This is a genomic window from Streptomyces natalensis ATCC 27448 (assembly GCF_000935125.1).
Classification (GTDB): domain Bacteria; phylum Actinomycetota; class Actinomycetes; order Streptomycetales; family Streptomycetaceae; genus Streptomyces; species Streptomyces natalensis.
Genome location: NZ_JRKI01000005.1, coordinates 41,022 through 55,473 on the forward strand (window position 1 = coordinate 41,022; position 14,452 = coordinate 55,473).

General features: G+C 71.6%; 12 protein-coding genes. 2 read left to right on the forward strand and 10 right to left on the reverse strand.

Annotated features, from left to right (window positions below):
- The first annotated feature begins 121 nt into the window (after positions 1-121).
- Complete coding sequence (locus SNA_RS03990) at positions 122-1,651, forward strand: peptide MFS transporter (RefSeq protein WP_030068026.1); 1,530 nt, start codon at positions 122-124, stop codon at positions 1,649-1,651.
- Positions 1,652-1,738: 87 nt separating this feature from the next.
- Here SNA_RS03990 and SNA_RS03995 read toward each other — a convergent pair whose 3' ends face one another.
- The 6 genes from SNA_RS03995 to SNA_RS04020 all read right to left on the reverse strand — a co-directional run bounded on the left by SNA_RS03995 (position 1,739) and on the right by SNA_RS04020 (position 7,411).
- Positions 1,739-3,166 carry a hypothetical protein gene (locus SNA_RS03995; RefSeq protein WP_030068027.1) on the reverse strand — a complete coding sequence of 476 codons (1,428 nt, stop codon included), beginning with the start codon at positions 3,164-3,166 and terminating at the stop codon, positions 1,739-1,741.
- 50 nt (positions 3,167-3,216) lie between these two features.
- The gene (locus SNA_RS04000; protein WP_030068028.1) at positions 3,217-4,266 is read right to left on the reverse strand and encodes a hypothetical protein; all 1,050 of its coding nucleotides are present in this window, start codon (positions 4,264-4,266) and stop codon (positions 3,217-3,219) included.
- A 137-nt stretch (positions 4,267-4,403) separates the two neighbouring features.
- A complete protein-coding gene (locus SNA_RS04005; protein WP_044363257.1) occupies positions 4,404-5,348 on the reverse strand; it encodes a COG1470 family protein in 945 nt (314 codons plus the stop codon).
- An 89-nt stretch (positions 5,349-5,437) separates the two neighbouring features.
- Positions 5,438-6,160: an LPXTG cell wall anchor domain-containing protein gene (locus SNA_RS04010; protein ID WP_044363329.1), complete on the reverse strand. Its 723-nt coding sequence runs from the start codon at positions 6,158-6,160 to the stop codon at positions 5,438-5,440.
- Positions 6,161-6,374: 214 nt separating this feature from the next.
- Positions 6,375-6,872 carry an ATP-binding protein gene (locus SNA_RS04015; RefSeq protein ID WP_044363259.1) on the reverse strand — a complete coding sequence of 166 codons (498 nt, stop codon included), beginning with the start codon at positions 6,870-6,872 and terminating at the stop codon, positions 6,375-6,377.
- A 170-nt stretch (positions 6,873-7,042) separates the two neighbouring features.
- The gene (locus tag SNA_RS04020; RefSeq protein WP_030068032.1) at positions 7,043-7,411 is read right to left on the reverse strand and encodes an STAS domain-containing protein; all 369 of its coding nucleotides are present in this window, start codon (positions 7,409-7,411) and stop codon (positions 7,043-7,045) included.
- 259 nt (positions 7,412-7,670) lie between these two features.
- Between SNA_RS04020 and SNA_RS04025 the strand changes: the two genes are divergently transcribed.
- The gene (locus SNA_RS04025) at positions 7,671-8,624 is read left to right on the forward strand and encodes an RNA polymerase sigma factor SigF (RefSeq protein ID WP_030068033.1); all 954 of its coding nucleotides are present in this window, start codon (positions 7,671-7,673) and stop codon (positions 8,622-8,624) included.
- A 141-nt stretch (positions 8,625-8,765) separates the two neighbouring features.
- On the opposite strand, the gene hutI is transcribed toward SNA_RS04025, so the two are convergent.
- From hutI to hutU, 4 genes are read right to left on the reverse strand one after another with little or no spacing between them, the layout of a single operon-like run.
- Positions 8,766-9,965 (reverse strand): imidazolonepropionase, encoded by a 1,200-nt coding sequence (gene hutI / locus SNA_RS04030; protein WP_030068034.1) that lies wholly within the window; start codon positions 9,963-9,965, stop codon positions 8,766-8,768.
- Positions 9,966-9,982: 17 nt separating this feature from the next.
- Entirely contained in the window at positions 9,983-11,335 is a 1,353-nt protein-coding gene (locus SNA_RS04035) for a formimidoylglutamate deiminase (protein WP_030068035.1), read from the reverse strand.
- Positions 11,332-12,549: an allantoate amidohydrolase gene (locus SNA_RS04040; protein ID WP_241779538.1), complete on the reverse strand. Its 1,218-nt coding sequence runs from the start codon at positions 12,547-12,549 to the stop codon at positions 11,332-11,334. The genes SNA_RS04035 and SNA_RS04040 overlap by 4 nt, the downstream gene beginning before the upstream one ends.
- Positions 12,550-12,566: 17 nt before the next feature.
- Positions 12,567-14,231 (reverse strand): urocanate hydratase, encoded by a 1,665-nt coding sequence (gene hutU, locus SNA_RS04045; RefSeq protein WP_044363261.1) that lies wholly within the window; start codon positions 14,229-14,231, stop codon positions 12,567-12,569.
- Positions 14,232-14,452: the final 221 nt, after the last annotated feature.

Genomic DNA, 14,452 nt, shown 5'->3' on the forward strand with positions numbered 1-14,452 from the left:
CGTTTCGTGCGGTGCCGAACCCCCCGGACGTGGGGGCGGGTATGTCTGCGCCGGTGCCGGTCACCCCCACAGGGCGCGTAACGGATCGCCGAACGCGTCCCCAGCAGACCAAGGATTCACCATGGCGTCCAGCCTGACGAAGGGCGCGGCCAAGCAGGGAACCCCTGCGGACGGCGGCAAAACCTTCTTTGGCCACCCGCGCGGACTGGCCCCGCTCTTCATGACCGAGATGTGGGAGCGCTTCAGCTATTACGGCATGCGCGCCCTGCTCGTGGTCTACCTGATCTCCGGTGGTCCGGACGCCGAAAAGGGCGCCCAGGGCGGCGGTCTGGCCATGAATGTGGCCACCGCCTCGGCCATCTACTCCATCTACGTGGCGATGGTCTATCTGCTGGCCATGCCCGGCGGCTGGATCGGCGACCGCATCTGGGGCCCGCGCAAGACCGTCGCCATCGCGGCGGGAGTCATCATGACCGGCCACCTGGCGCTGGCCGTACCGGGCCAGGGCGGGTTCTTCGCGGGTCTGGCGCTGGTCGCGGTGGGCTCGGGTCTGCTGAAGGCCAATATCTCGACGATGGTCGGCCACCTCTACGACGGTCCTCAGGACCCGCGCCGGGACGGCGGCTTCACCCTCTTCTACATGGGCATCAACATCGGTGCCTTCGCGGCGCCGCTGGTCATCGGCACCGTCGGCCAGAGCGTCAACTGGCACCTGGGCTTCGCGCTCGCCGCGCTCGGTATGGCCCTGGGCCTGGTGTCGTTCCTGATCGGCACCCGCCACCTCAGCCCGCAGTCCAGCGTCGTGCCGAGCCCGCTCCAGGCCGAGGAGCGCGCCATGTGGCTGCGCAAGGGCCTGATCTGGGTCGCCGTCGCCGCGGTCTTCTACGGCGTGGTCGCCGTCACCGGTCACTTCACCCTGAACTGGGCGGTGATCCCGCTCGCACTGCTCGGCCTGGTCATTCCGATCACGGTCCTGGCGCGCATCAAGCGCGACAAGGAGCTGAGCGACACCGAGCAGACCAAGGTCAGCGGCTACATCTGGTTCTTCGTGGCCGCCGCGCTCTTCTGGATGATCTTCGACCAGGCGGGCTCGACGATGTCCGTCTTCGCGGAGAAGAAGACGAACGGCCAGGTCTTCGGGCTGGACTTCCCGTCCTCGTGGTTCCAGTCGGTGAACCCGCTGTGGGTCATGGCCCTCGCCCCGGTCATGGCCTGGCTGTGGCTGCGGCTGGCGCACCGCGACCGCGAGCCGAGCACCACGGTGAAGTTCTCCATGGCGATGTTCTTCATCGGCGCCTCGTTCGTCGTCTTCATCGTCCCGATGTTGATGGCCTCGGACGGCTCGAAGGTCAGCCCGATGTGGCTGCTGTCCATCTACATGATCCAGACCATCGGCGAGCTGTGCCTGTCCCCGGTCGGCCTGTCGGTGACCACCAAGATGGCGCCGCAGAAGTACGCCAGCCAGATGCTGGGCGTGTGGTTCCTGGCCGTCACCGCGGGCGACTGCATCACCACTCTGCTGTCCACCGGCGGCGCGGACCTGAGCGGTCCCCCGGTGCTGGCCGTCGAGGCCGGCATGGCGGTGCTGGCCGGTGCCGCGGTGTGGCTGAGCCGCAAGAAGATCATCGCGCTCATGGGCGACGTCCACTGACGCGACCCGCAGCCATGGAAGGGCCCGGTACGCCGCTGCGTACCGGGCCCTTCCGGTTGTCTGCCGAGCCCCCGTGCCGTCCGTGCCCTAGCGGCGCAGGCGCCGCCACGGCATGAAGGTGAAGACCGCGCCGCCGAGCAGGATGGCGGTGCCGGCCAGCAGCCCGAGGGCGGTGAGGGTGCCGTGGTCGCTCGCGCCGGTGGCGGCGAGGCCGCCGGAGGAGCCCCCGGAGGAGCCCGTGGTGCCTGCGGTCGTGCCCGTGGTGGCGCCTGCGGTGTCGCCGCCCGCGCTGCCGCTGCCGCCGGAGGCGCCGCCCGTACCGCCCGTGGTCCCGCCGGACGTGCCGCCCTGCTGCGCCGAGGTGTCCAGCGTGAGCGAGGGGCCCGGGTCCTTGTCCGGGGTGCAGACGGTGGTCGTCCCCAGGGCGTTGACGGTGAGCACGCCCGGGGTCAGCGTGGCCTTGCCGGTGGCGCCCGGTTTGTAGGTGCCCTTCAGGTCGGGGATCTCGATGGGGTCGCCCGACTTGATGGGCTTGTCGTTGGTCGGCCCCTCGACCTTGACCGAGCCCTTGTCCGCGCCGCCCGCCTTCACGTCCATCGACGGCTTGACCGAGTCCTTGGGGATGTCCGCCGGGCTGTTCATGACGGACTTCTTGAACTGCACCGTCAGGTCGTAACTGCCGCTCTTCTTCACGGCGTTGATCTGCACCGGCGAGGTCGCCTTCTTGTCCCCGATGGGCGTCTTGCAGGAGTACGGGACCTGCACCTCCTTGCCCTTGTAGGCGGTGCCGTCGGGGTCACCGCCGGTGCCGCCGGTGGAGCCGCCGGACGAACCGCCGGTCGAGCCGCCGGACGTGTCGCCGCCGGAGGTCCCGCCATTGGTGCCGCCGTTGGTGCCGCCTCCGGAGGTGGTTCCGCCCGTCGCGCCGCCGGACGAACCGCCGGACGAACCGCCCGTGGTGCCGCCCGTCGTACCGCCCGAACCGCCCCCGCTGTCGGTCACCTTGATCGTGACCGCCGGTTTCACGGCCTCCTTGGGCGAGCACTTGGTGTCCGTGGAGATCGGCTTGTTGACGTTGATGTTGTAGAAGCCGGGCGTCAGGGTGATCTCACCGGGCTTCTCCAGCTTGAGCTTGCCCGTCATGTCGGACAGAGTCATCGGGGCGCCCTTGGGGATCGGCGGATTCCGCCGCGGCCCCTGCATCGCCAGATCGCCGCTCTGCGCCCCGGCCACCTTGATCGTGCCGGTCGGCTGGACGGTGTTCTCCCCCAGGTCCAGGATGTCGGGGTTCTTGGAAGCCCCCTCGACGGTCTTCCAGACCACCGTGACCTCGTCGCCGACCTTCGCCGTCGCCGGCGCGCTGACCTCCACCTTCGTCGTGCCCTCGATCGGCGGCAGCCCGGATATCGGGGGCGGCAGACACTCCGTCCGGTACGCCACCTCCGCCGCCTGGGCGGAACCGGCCGTGGCCAGAACGCCCGCACCCGCGAGCACCAGCGCGGCCGCGGAAGCCACACCCGCTCTCCTCCGTTGCCTCGTCAGCACCCTCGGCGTCATCAGCGTCATCACGCAGAACCTTTCGACGGTGGTCGTTCGGTTGATGTGGTGGTGGACGGTGCGGTGTCCGGGGTGAACCACGGCAGCGCGGCGTTCTCGCCGTCGCCCCTGGTCACGCTTCCTCGTGCCTTCCTGGTGCCGCCGCGGCGGTGGGCGGCGGGGCCCGGCCGACGGGGGCGTACGCGGTCCACGACCGCCATCCCGATACGGAACACCGCCGTCGGGATCACCACGCACAGCAGCACCCAGAACAGCGTCACGCCCCACGGCCGCCCCACCCCCCACGGCTGCTCGACCAGGAGCTTGCCGCCGTATCTGAGGGAGACGAGATAGTCCCCATGCGCCCCGGCGGCCAGCTCCACCGGCAGCGTGACCTGGGCTTTCTTCCCGGCCGGAAGGGTTCCGCGCCACTGCTGGTCCTGCCATTCGGGCGCGAAGACGCCGTGCGAGGTACCGATCTGGAAGACCGGGTTCCGCGCCGGCGCCGAGCCGACGTTGCCGACGGTGAGCGTCAGATCGCGCTGCGGCGGCGCCCCGAACCACGTCAGCAGCCCGCTGCTGCCCGCCAGCCGGGGAGCCGCCAGGACGGTCAGCCGTCCCCCGGCGCTCTGCTTGGGCAGCGGCGCGACGGGGTGGCCCGCCACCGTGAACGCGGCGTCCGCGGCATCCGCCGGCCCGGTCACCGTGGCCACATGCACCACACAGGGGCAGGGCTTGGGCGGCTCGGCGACCGGGAGGCGCTTGTGGAAGGCGCCGTGGGCGTCGGTGGTGACGGCCCGCCCGTCGCCGTTGGCGCAGGAATTGGTGCCGCCGATCATGTTCTGGCCGCAGATCAGCAGCGTGAGCAGCGTCTTCGCCCGCCAGCCCCGACCGGTGACGGTGAGGGTGCCGCCCTTGCCCGCCTCCTTCTCCGAGAGCCGGACGGAGGGCCCGCCGTCGGCGGCCGCGGGGGTGGCGTGCGCCGGGGCGGCGGGGAGCGCAGCCAGTGCCAGGGCGAGGCAGAGGGCGCCCAGGACGAGCGCGGCGAGGGCCCGCCGCGCGGGGGCGGGGGCGGCCACCGGGCTGGGGGCGGTAGCCGGGCTGGGGGCGGTAGCCGGGCTGGGGGCCGTGGTCGGGGCGGGCGCCGTCACCGGGGTGGGAGCCGTCGTCGCATCCGTCGCTGTCTCCGTCGTCGTAACCGTCACCGTCTCGCCGTTCACGCTCGCGCTCCTGATCCCGGTACCGGTACCGATGCGGTGCCTGTTCCTGTGCGGGCGGCCGCCGAGGGCCCCGCGTCGCCCCTCCCCTGTCCCTTGCGCCGCCGCCTCCGCACGACGCCCCAGGCGCCCGCACCCCCCGCCAGGACGGCGGCCACGCCCGCGGCCGCGCCCCACGGAACCGCCGTGTACGTGGCCGATGCGGCCCCTCGTGCCCCGTGTCCCGCCGTCGCCGTGACCTGGACCTCCACCGGCTCCAGACCGGGCAGATCCGGCCATTTCTCGGTGCGGTCGAGGCGCTGTCCGGGCCGTAGCTCGTCCGGCAGGGCGCGGGCGGGGCGGTGCAGCGCCGCCCCGAAGATCCCGTCGGCGCGGAGTGCAACCCGCGGCCGCAGAACGGTGTTTCCTCTATTGACCAGCGCATACCGCACGACCGCCCCGTCGCCGCTCCCCCGCACCACCGACACGCCCTCGACGGTCAGTGCGGACAGCGCCGGTCCGGTCACCCGCAGGTGCAGCGGCACCCGGGCCTGCGCACCGCCCCCGGCCGCGATCGCGGTGATCGTGCCGGAGCGGCTGCCGGGGACGGCGGTGGTCGGCACGGTCAGGGTGAACGGCACCCCGGCGCGGGTCCGCGGCGGAAGGGTCACCTCCGCCGCCGCGAAAGCGAGCCGGCCGCCGGTCCCGGAGCCGCGCAGCCGTACGGTGACGGGCCGGCCGGACGGGTTGGTGAGGGCGAGCCGGTCGTCGAGCACGGCGCCCGGCGAGCCCTCCAGGTAGAAGTACGGGCGGTCCTGCGCGCTCGGGCGGGCGCCCCCACCGGGCGCGGGCGCGGCGGACCACCCCGGCGCGGCGGGCCGGGCCAGGGCCGGGGCGGGCCACAGCAGCACGGCGGCGGCCGCAAGGACCGCACCGCTGACCGCTGCGGGAGTACTGAAGGGCATCGGCGGCTCCTGGTGCTCTGGCCCCTGCGCCTGCCCGCGCGTGCTCGGGAACGGGCTCGTGCGCGGGGACGGGGCTCGTACGGGCGGCGTCAGACCCGGCGGCCGCGCCGGGTCAGCCAGAGCGTGCCGGCCGCCCCGGCCAGCAGAACCGTGCCGCCGAGGGTGCCCAGCGCGATGGCGGAGTCCGCGGGTCCGGTCTGCGGCAGCCGGCCGCCGCCGGAGGCACCGCCGGCGGCGGTCCCGCCGCTGCTGCCGGAGGCACCTCCCGAGCCGCCGGAGCCCTTGACGTCCAGGGACAGCGAGGGCTTGGGGTGGTTGCTGGGGGTGCAGGTGGTCGTGGTGCCCAGGGCCTTGATGGTCAGGGTGGAGGCGGTGAAGGTGACCTTGCCGCTCGCCTTAGGGGTGTAGGTACCGCTGAGGTCGCTGATTTTGATGGGGGTGTTGGCAGGTATCGCCTTGTCGTTCGGCGGCCCGGCGACCGGCACCGTGCCGTTGTCCGCACCGCCCAGCTGGATCAGCGCGCTCGGCTTCATGGCGCCCTTGCCCAGTTCGACGGGGCTGGAGGAGACACCCTTCTGGAAGGACATGACGAGCTTGTAGGCACCGCCGCTGGGCGTGCCCTTGATGTCGATGGGCGAGACCGCGCCCTTGTTGCCGATCGGCGTCTTGCACTGGTAGTTGACGTCGACGACCTCGGCCTGTGCGGCCGGCGCGGTCAGCAGCACCGCGGTTCCCGCCGTCATCGCCACGACCGCGGCCAGGGCGGCCGTACGGCGCGGACGCCTGCCGTGTGGTTCACAGAAGCGGGCCACCTCGATCTCCCCTTCTCCCGGGTAGCGCACCGCCGGATGTTACTGACGGCACATCAGATTGGCCGTCAAGGTACGCCCGGGGCCTTGCCGAGGGAAGGCACAGCGCAGCCACGATCGGAGCGGGCGGGCGCATGCAGAGGGGCGAGTTGGGCGGGGAGACGACAAAGCGCGGGCCCGCAGGCCCGCGCTCACCTCGTGACGTTCCGACCGCCCTTCAGGACGGTGCGGCGAGCTCCGCCCAGACGGTCTTGCCGGCGCCGTCGGAGTTGCGTACCACTCCCCAGTCCAGGCACAGGCGCTGCACGATGAACATGCCGTGGCCCCCGGGGCGCCCCGGGCGGTGCGGATTGCGCGGTGCGGGCGATCCGGTGCCCAGGTCGCTGACCTCCAGGTGGAGCACCTTGGCGGTGCACCGCAGCCGCAGCTCCTCCGGCCCCTCGGCGTGCAGACAGGCGTTGGTGACCAGCTCGGAGACGACGAGCAGCACATCCTCGGCCGCGGCACGCTGGTCGGCGTTGGCGGCCGGCAGCCAGCCCCAGTCGTGCAGGGCCTCCCGGGCGAAGTCACGGCCGCGCGCCACCGCACCTCGGGTGCCCGCCAGGCGCAGCCGGCGGATCTGGCCTGCCGGCGCGGCGGCCTGGGGGGCGGAGGCGCCCGGGCCGCCCGTCTCCGGGCCAAGATCGCCCGGCGGGTACGGCCGGGTGGTGCTCATCAGCGCTTCACCTCACCGATTCGCCTTTTCACGGACAACAGATAACTGACTGGTTACTAACGGATTCAGATGTCTCCTGCCCGACCGGACCGTGAGAACACCCACTTGTTGGGTACGGAAGTTGTGACACGTACTACGTGCCCGGATTGCAACCATCCGGGCAGCGTCGGTCAGTCGGACAGTGCCGCATCGAGGGAGTCATGCACCGTGAAAACCGCATCCGCGCCAGTGATCTCCAGGACCCGTGCCACCACCGGCTGCATCCCGGCCAGATGGACCCCGCCCCCAGCGGCCTCCGCCTTCAGGCGGGCGCCGAGCAGCACATTGAGTCCGGTGGAGTCCATGAATTCAAGGGGTGAGCAGTCCACCACCAGGCGTGCATACCCATCGTCGACGCACCCCTCCAGTGACTCGCGCAACAGATCTGCGGTGTGGTGATCGAGCTCACCGGCGGCAGTCACGACCGCACTGGCGCCGTGATGCCGGATCGCGACCTGCAGCCGGCCACGGCTTGCACTGCCGACCGTCCCGCGGTCCATCCGTGCGCACCCCTTTTGCTGTCTCGGCGTCTGGATTGCTTACGACTGCGCGTGTCGAACACTACGCCCTCCCTCCGCACAGGGGTAGCCGAACAATCCCCATATAGCACGAGATATGGACAACACGCACTTGCCATCTTCATGCAAAGCCAGGTAGGCGTAGATGGACACATTCGAAACGACCGGCTTTGGAGGCGCCGCACACCGCAGCTTCACGTAGAGGCTTCGGCAGCCATATGCCGAGAACGATGGAGGACACATGTCACCCCGGCTCGACGAAATGCGCACCGACGACACCCGGCAGCACACCTCGTCGACACCCCAGTCCGACCCGACCGGGCACATCCCGTCCCAGTCGGTGCCTGCCCCGTCCCTCGCCGCCGAATCCGACCTCGCGGAAATTCCTGAGATCGACGGTCTGCCCGAGATCCCGCCCTTCGACGAGGTGGGCCCGGTGGACGCGCGGGCACTGTCCAAGACCCTCTTCGAGCGGCTGGAAACGCTCGAGGAAGGCACCCATGAATTCGCCTACGTCCGTAACACCCTGGTCGAGCTCAATCTCGCCCTGGTGAAGTTCGCGGCCTCCCGGTTCCGCTCCCGCAGCGAGCCCATGGAGGACATCGTCCAGGTCGGCACGATCGGCCTGATCAAGGCCATAGACCGCTTCGAGCTGAGCCGCGGCGTGGAGTTCCCGACGTTCGCGATGCCGACCATCGTCGGCGAGATCAAGCGCTTCTTCCGCGACACCAGCTGGTCGGTGCGGGTACCGAGGCGTCTTCAGGAACTGCGGCTGGATCTGGCCAAGGCCGGCGACGAACTGGCCCAGAAGCTGGACCGCGCCCCCACGGTGAGCGAGCTCGCCGAGCGCCTCGACATCACCAAGGACGAGGTCGTGGAAGGGATGGCCGCGAGCAACGCCTACACCGCGAGCTCGCTGGACGCCCAGCCCGAGGAGGACGACAGCGAAGGCGCGCTGGCGGACCGCATCGGCTACGAGGACAACGGCCTCGAAGGCATTGAGTACGTGGAATCGCTCAAGCCGCTGATCGCCGAACTCCCGCCGCGCGACCGGAAGATCCTCTCGCTGCGGTTCGTGGCCAACATGACGCAGTCCGAGATCGGCGAGGAGCTGAACATCTCTCAGATGCATGTCTCCCGGCTGCTCTCGCGCACGCTCGGCCGGCTCCGCAAGGGGCTGATGGTCGAGGAGTGACCCCCGCGGTCGTACCGCCGGTCCGCCAGGGCCGGCCGTCGCCCGCGCAGAGGAGGGCCTGCCCCGGTTTCCCGGGACGGGCCCTCCTCTGCTGTGCCTGCCGTGAACCCGGCCTCCGCTGCGGGAGGCTCCCGGGTCCCCTCAGACGAGAACTCCCTTGTGCCACACGGCCGATACGAGCGGTACGCCGGGCCGGTAGGCGAGGTGGACGTGCGAGGGCGCGTCGAGCAGGGCGAGGTCGGCGCGGGCGCCGGGGGCGATCCGGCCGACGTCGGTGCGGCGCAGCGCGCGGGCGCCCCCTGCGGTGGCGGACCAGACGGCCTCGTCGGGCGTCATCCCCATGTCGCGGACGGCCAGCGCGATGCAGAACGGCATGGAACTGGTGAAGGACGAGCCGGGGTTGCAGTCGGTGGACAGGGCGACGGTGGCCCCGGCGTCGAGCAGCGGGCGGGCGTCGGGCCACTTGGCGCGGGTGGAGAACTCGGCGCCCGGCAGGAGCGTGGCGACGGTCTCGGACTGCGCGAGGGCGTCGATGTCGGCGTAGCTGAGGTGGGTGCAGTGGTCGGCGGAGGCGGCGCCGAGTTCGACGGCGAGCTGGACGCCGGGGCCGGGGCCGAGCTGGTTGGCGTGCACCCGGGGGATCAGGCCCTTGGCCTGTCCGGCGGTGAGGACGGCGCGGGCCTGGTCGCCGTCGAAGGCGCCCTTCTCGCAGAAGACGTCGATCCAGCGGGCGTGCGGGGCGCAGGCGTCCAGCATCGGGCCGGTGACGAGGTCGACATAGCCGGCCGGGTCGTCGGCGTAGTCGGGCGAGACGATGTGCGCGCCGAGGAACGTGACCTCGTCGGTGTGGGCGGCGGCGATGCGCAGCGCGCGGGCCTCGTCCTCGACGGTCAGGCCGTAGCCGGACTTGGTCTCCTGGGTGGTGGTGCCCTGGCGCAGGCCCTCGGCGAGATAGCGGGCGACGTTGGTGTGCAGGGCCTCGTCGGTCGCGGCGCGGGTGGCCGCGACGGTGGTGCGGATGCCGCCGGCCGAGTAAGGGCGCCCGGACATACGGGCGTTGAACTCTGCGGTGCGGTCGCCGGCGAACACGAGGTGGGAGTGGGAGTCGACGAAGCCGGGAATGCCGGCCCGGCCGCCCGCGTCGACGGCATTGTCAGTGGCGGGTGCTTTGCTGGATTCACCGACCCAGGCGATGCGGTCGCCGTCGATGACGACCGCCGCGTCCTGGATCAGACCGAGGGGGCCTTCACCGAGGGAGGGGTCGTTGGTGACGAGTTGGCCGATGTGGGTGATGGCGGTGGTCGGGGCGGAGATCGTGGTAGTCGTCGTGTCGGTCGTCATCGCGGGGGTGTTCTCCTTCAGCCGCCTACGGCGGCGATGGACTCTGCGAGTGCTGTGGGCACGTCGGGGACAAGGGTGTGCGCACCGTCCCGGACGATCTGTCGGCCGCCCACGACCGTGTGCCGCACATCCGCCGCGGAGGCGGCGAATACGGCCGTCTCGGCGCCCAGGCGGGGCGGCGGTCCTGCGGTGCGTACGGAGTCCAGCGCGACGGTCGTGAGGTCGGCGAGCGCGCCGGTCTCGATGGCGCCGGCGTCGTCCCAGCCCAGCGCGGTGTGACCGTCGGCGGTCGCGGCGCGCAGCAGGGCGGCGGCCGTCCAGTGCCCGCGGGTGCGGGTGCGCAGCCGCTCGTCCAGCTCCATGGCGCGGGCCTCTTCGAGCAGGTCGATGACGGCGTGACTGTCGCTGCCCAGGGACAACGGACTGCCCGCTTCCTGGACTTGGCGGGCCGGGCCGATGCCGTCGGCGAGGTCGCGCTCGGTGGTGGGGCACATGCACACGCCCGTGCGGGTGCCGCCGAGCAGGCCGATGTCCTCGGGAGTGAGGTGGGTGGCGTGGACGGCGGTGGTGCGCGGGCCCAGCACACCGTGGTCGGCGAGCAGCCCGGTGGGGGTGCGGCCGTGTGCGTCGTGGCAGGCGTCGTTCTCGGCGGTCTGCTCGGACAGATGGAGGTGCAGCGGGGCCTGCCGCTGCCGGGCCCAGTCGGCGACGATGCTCAGCTGATCGGCCGGGACGGCGCGTACGGAGTGGATGGCGGCGCCGATCCGGGCATGCCCGCGACCGTCCTTGAGGGCGTCGGCGCGCTGCGCCCAGGCGTCGGCGGTGCCGTCGGAGAAGCGCAGCTGGTGGTGGTTGGGCGGGGTGCCGAAGCCGGCGGAGAGATAGGCGGTGTCGAGGAGGGTGATGCGGATCCCGGCGTCGGCGGCGGCCGCGATCAGGGCCTCGCCCATGGCGTTGGGGTCGTTGTAGCGGGTGCCGCCGGGCGCGTGGTGGAGGTAGTGGAACTCGCCGACGCACGTGATACCGGCGAGTGCCATCTCGGCGTAGACGGCGCGGGCGAGGGCGTAGTAGCTGTCCGGGGTGAGCCGGTCGGCGACGCTGTACATCACCTCGCGCCAGGTCCAGAACGTGCCGGAGCCGACCTGGACGGTGCCGCGCAGCGCGCGGTGGAAGGCATGGCTGTGGGCGTTGGCGAGGCCGGGGATCGTCAGGCCGCGCAGCGCCACGGCGCCGGGCGGCGGGGTCGCGGCCCCGGTCCGTACGGCCGAGATCCGCCCGTCCGCCACCTCCACGGCGACGCCGGGCTCCACATGGGTGCCCAGCCAGGCGTGTTCGAGCCAGTATGTGACCGGTGCCGTGGGCGCTGTCATCGGCACGCCAGTCCCTCCAGTACGTCGGCGAGTGCGGTGACCCCGGCGATGCAGTCGTCCTCGGTGGCCGTTTCGGCGGGCGAGTGCGAGACGCCGGTGGGGTTGCGGACGAACAGCATGGCGGTGGGGACGGTTCCGGACAAAATACCGGCATCGTGTCCCGCGCCGGTGCCCAGGACGGGCATCGGACGGTCCGCCGTCTTGCCGAGGATCGCCGCCAGTTCGTCGCGCAGGGCGTGCTGGAACTCCACGACGGGGGTGAAGGATTCGCGGACGATGCTCAGGTCGATTCCGTCGCGTTCGGCGCGCTCGGCGGCCGCCCGCTCGATCCCGTCGATGACGGTGTCCAGGGTGTCCTGGTCGGCGGCGCGGGAGTCCAGCCAGCCGCTGACCAGCGAGGGGATCGCATTGACGCCGTTCGGCTGCACGCTGATCTTCCCGAAGGTGGCCAGGGCGCCGGCGAGGCGGGCCTGCTCACGGGCGGCGAGGACGATCGCCGCGTAGGTGAGCATCGGGTCGCGGCGGTCCTCCAGGCGGGTGGTGCCGGCATGGTTGGCCTCGCCGCGGAAGTCGAAGCGCCAGCGGCCGTGCGGCCAGATGGCGGAGGCGATGCCGACCGGGTCGCCGGTCAGGTCCAGGGCGCGGCCCTGCTCGACGTGGAGTTCGACGAAAGCGCCGATCCTGGCGAGCCGTTCGGGGTCGGGGCCGAGGGCCTCCGGGTCGTATCCGGCGCGCTCCATGGCCTGCGGGAGGGTGATGCCGTCGCCGTCGCACAGGCGGTGCGCGGCCTCGGTGGTCAGCGCTCCGGCGGCGAGCCGGGAGCCGACGCAGGCGAGGCCGAAGCGTGCGCCCTCCTCGTCGCCGAAGTTGACGATCGCCAGCGGTTTGGCGAATTCCGCTCCCCTCCCGCGGAGTTCGTCCAGCGCGGCGAAGGAGGAGACGACGCCCAGGGGGCCGTCGAAGGCACCGCCGTCCGGTACGGAGTCCAGGTGGGAGCCGGTGACGACGGCGTCGCCGGGGGCGACGTCCTCGTATGTGGTGGCTCCGAGCCAGGCCCACTGGTTGCCGTTGCGGTCGAGTTCGTAGTGGAGTCCGCGGGCCTGCGCCTGGGCCTGGAACCAGGCGCGGCAGTCGGCGTCGGCGCCGGTCCAGGCGTAGCGGCGGTAGCCCCCGGAGGAGGAGTCGCGCCCGACCGGCCGCAACTCCTCCCACATCTCGTGGAACGAGGCGGTCACGCGCCCTCGCCCTCGCGCATCGGGATACGGACTCCGCGCTCGGCGGCCACCTCGTCGGCGCGCTCGTAGCCCGCGTCGACGTGGCGGATGACGCCCATGCCGGGGTCGTTGGTCAGCACCCGGCGGATCTTCTCCCCGGCCAGCGGGGTGCCGTCGGCGACCGTGACCTGTCCGGCGTGGATCGAGCGGCCCATGCCGACGCCGCCGCCGTGGTGCAGCGAGACCCAGGAGGCGCCGGAGGCGACGTTGACCATGGCGTTGAGCAGCGGCCAGTCGGCGATCGCGTCCGAGCCGTCCTTCATGGCTTCGGTCTCGCGGTACGGCGAGGCGACCGAGCCGCAGTCGAGGTGGTCGCGGCCGATGGCCAGCGGGGCTTGGAGCGTGCCGTCGGCAACCATCTCGTTGAACCGCTCGCCGGCCTTGTCGCGCTCGCCGTAGCCGAGCCAGCAGATCCGGGCGGGCAGGCCCTGGAAGTGGACCCGCTCCCCGGCCAGCTTGATCCAGCGGGCCAGCGACTCGTTCTCCGGGAAGAGGTCCAGGATCGCCTTGTCGGTCGCGGCGATATCGCGGGCGTCGCCGGACAGCGCGGCCCAGCGGAAGGGCCCCTTGCCCTCGGCGAACAGCGGACGGATGTAGGCGGGCACGAAGCCTGGGAAGGCGAACGCCCGCTGGTATCCGGCGAGTTGGGCCTCCCCACGGATGGAGTTGCCGTAGTCGAAGACCTCGGCGCCGGCGTCCATGAAGCCGACCATGGCCTCGACGTGCCGGGCCATCGACTCACGCGCCCGCTGGGTGAAGTCGGCGGGCTTCTCGGCGGCGTAGGCGGCCATATCGGCGAAGTCGATGCCGATCGGCAGGTACGACAGGGGGTCGTGGGCGCTGGTCTGGTCGGTGACGATGTCGATCGGCGCACCGTCGGCGAGCATCTGCGGCAGCAGCTCCGCGGCGTTGCCGAGCAGGCCGATGGACAGCGGTTTGCGCTGGTCACGGGCCTCGACGGCGAGCTGGAGGGCGTGCTGGAGGCTGTCGGCCCGTACATCCAGGTAGCGGTGTTCGATGCGCCGCTCGATGGCGCGGGGGTCGCAGTCGATGCAGATCGCGACGCCGTCGTTCATGGTGACGGCGAGCGGCTGGGCGCCGCCCATGCCGCCGAGGCCGGCGGTGAGGGTGATCGTCCCGGCGAGCGTGCCGCCGAACTTCTTGGCCGCGACGGCGGCGAAGGTCTCGTACGTGCCCTGAAGGATGCCCTGGGTGCCGATGTAGATCCACGAACCGGCGGTCATCTGGCCGTACATGGTCAGGCCGAGGGCCTCCAGGCGGCGGAACTCCTCCCAGTTGGCCCAGTCGCCGACGAGGTTGGAGTTGGCGATCAGCACCCGCGGCGCCCATTCGTGGGTCTGCATGACGCCGACGGGCCTGCCGGACTGGACGAGCATCGTCTCGTCCTGCTTGAGGGTGGTGAGGGTGCGCACCATCGCGTCGAAGGAGCGCCAGTCGCGGGCGGCCTTGCCGGTGCCGCCGTAGACGACGAGCTTGTCCGGGTGTTCGGCCACCTCCGGATCGAGGTTGTTCTGCAGCATGCGCAGCGCGGCTTCCTGCTGCCATCCCCGAGCGCTGAGCTCCGTACCGCGCGGTGCCCGCACGGGTCGCGGTCCCGACATGGGCCGTGCCTCCCTGACGTCGTATGGATTGAGCTATTCACATACTGGAGCCACTGAATACGACTAGTCAACAGACCGCGGGGCGACATCCACCGCGGGCCGCCGGAACCGGCCATACGGGCGCCGCTCGGCACCGCGGGTTTTTACTTGCCCGCCAGGAAAGTCTGCGGTAACTTTCCTGACAGGCAAGTAAACGGGGATCAGAACGCTCCGGAGCCCGG

Bases quoted from the DNA above. Each gene is read 5' to 3' on its own strand.
- SNA_RS03990 (WP_030068026.1), top strand. From the start codon at position 122: ATGGCGTCCAGCCTGACGAAGGGCGCGGCCAAGCAGGGAACCCCTGCG.
- SNA_RS04005 (WP_044363257.1), bottom strand. From the start codon at position 5,348: ATGCCCTTCAGTACTCCCGCAGCGGTCAGCGGTGCGGTCCTTGCGGCC.
- SNA_RS04015 (WP_044363259.1), bottom strand. From the start codon at position 6,872: ATGAGCACCACCCGGCCGTACCCGCCGGGCGATCTTGGCCCGGAGACG.
- SNA_RS04020 (WP_030068032.1), bottom strand. From the start codon at position 7,411: ATGGACCGCGGGACGGTCGGCAGTGCAAGCCGTGGCCGGCTGCAGGTC.
- SNA_RS04025 (WP_030068033.1), top strand. From the start codon at position 7,671: ATGTCACCCCGGCTCGACGAAATGCGCACCGACGACACCCGGCAGCAC.
- hutI (WP_030068034.1), bottom strand. From the start codon at position 9,965: ATGACGACCGACACGACGACTACCACGATCTCCGCCCCGACCACCGCC.
- SNA_RS04035 (WP_030068035.1), bottom strand. From the start codon at position 11,335: ATGACAGCGCCCACGGCACCGGTCACATACTGGCTCGAACACGCCTGG.
- SNA_RS04040 (WP_241779538.1), bottom strand. From the start codon at position 12,549: ATGTGGGAGGAGTTGCGGCCGGTCGGGCGCGACTCCTCCTCCGGGGGC.
- hutU (WP_044363261.1), bottom strand. From the start codon at position 14,231: ATGTCGGGACCGCGACCCGTGCGGGCACCGCGCGGTACGGAGCTCAGC.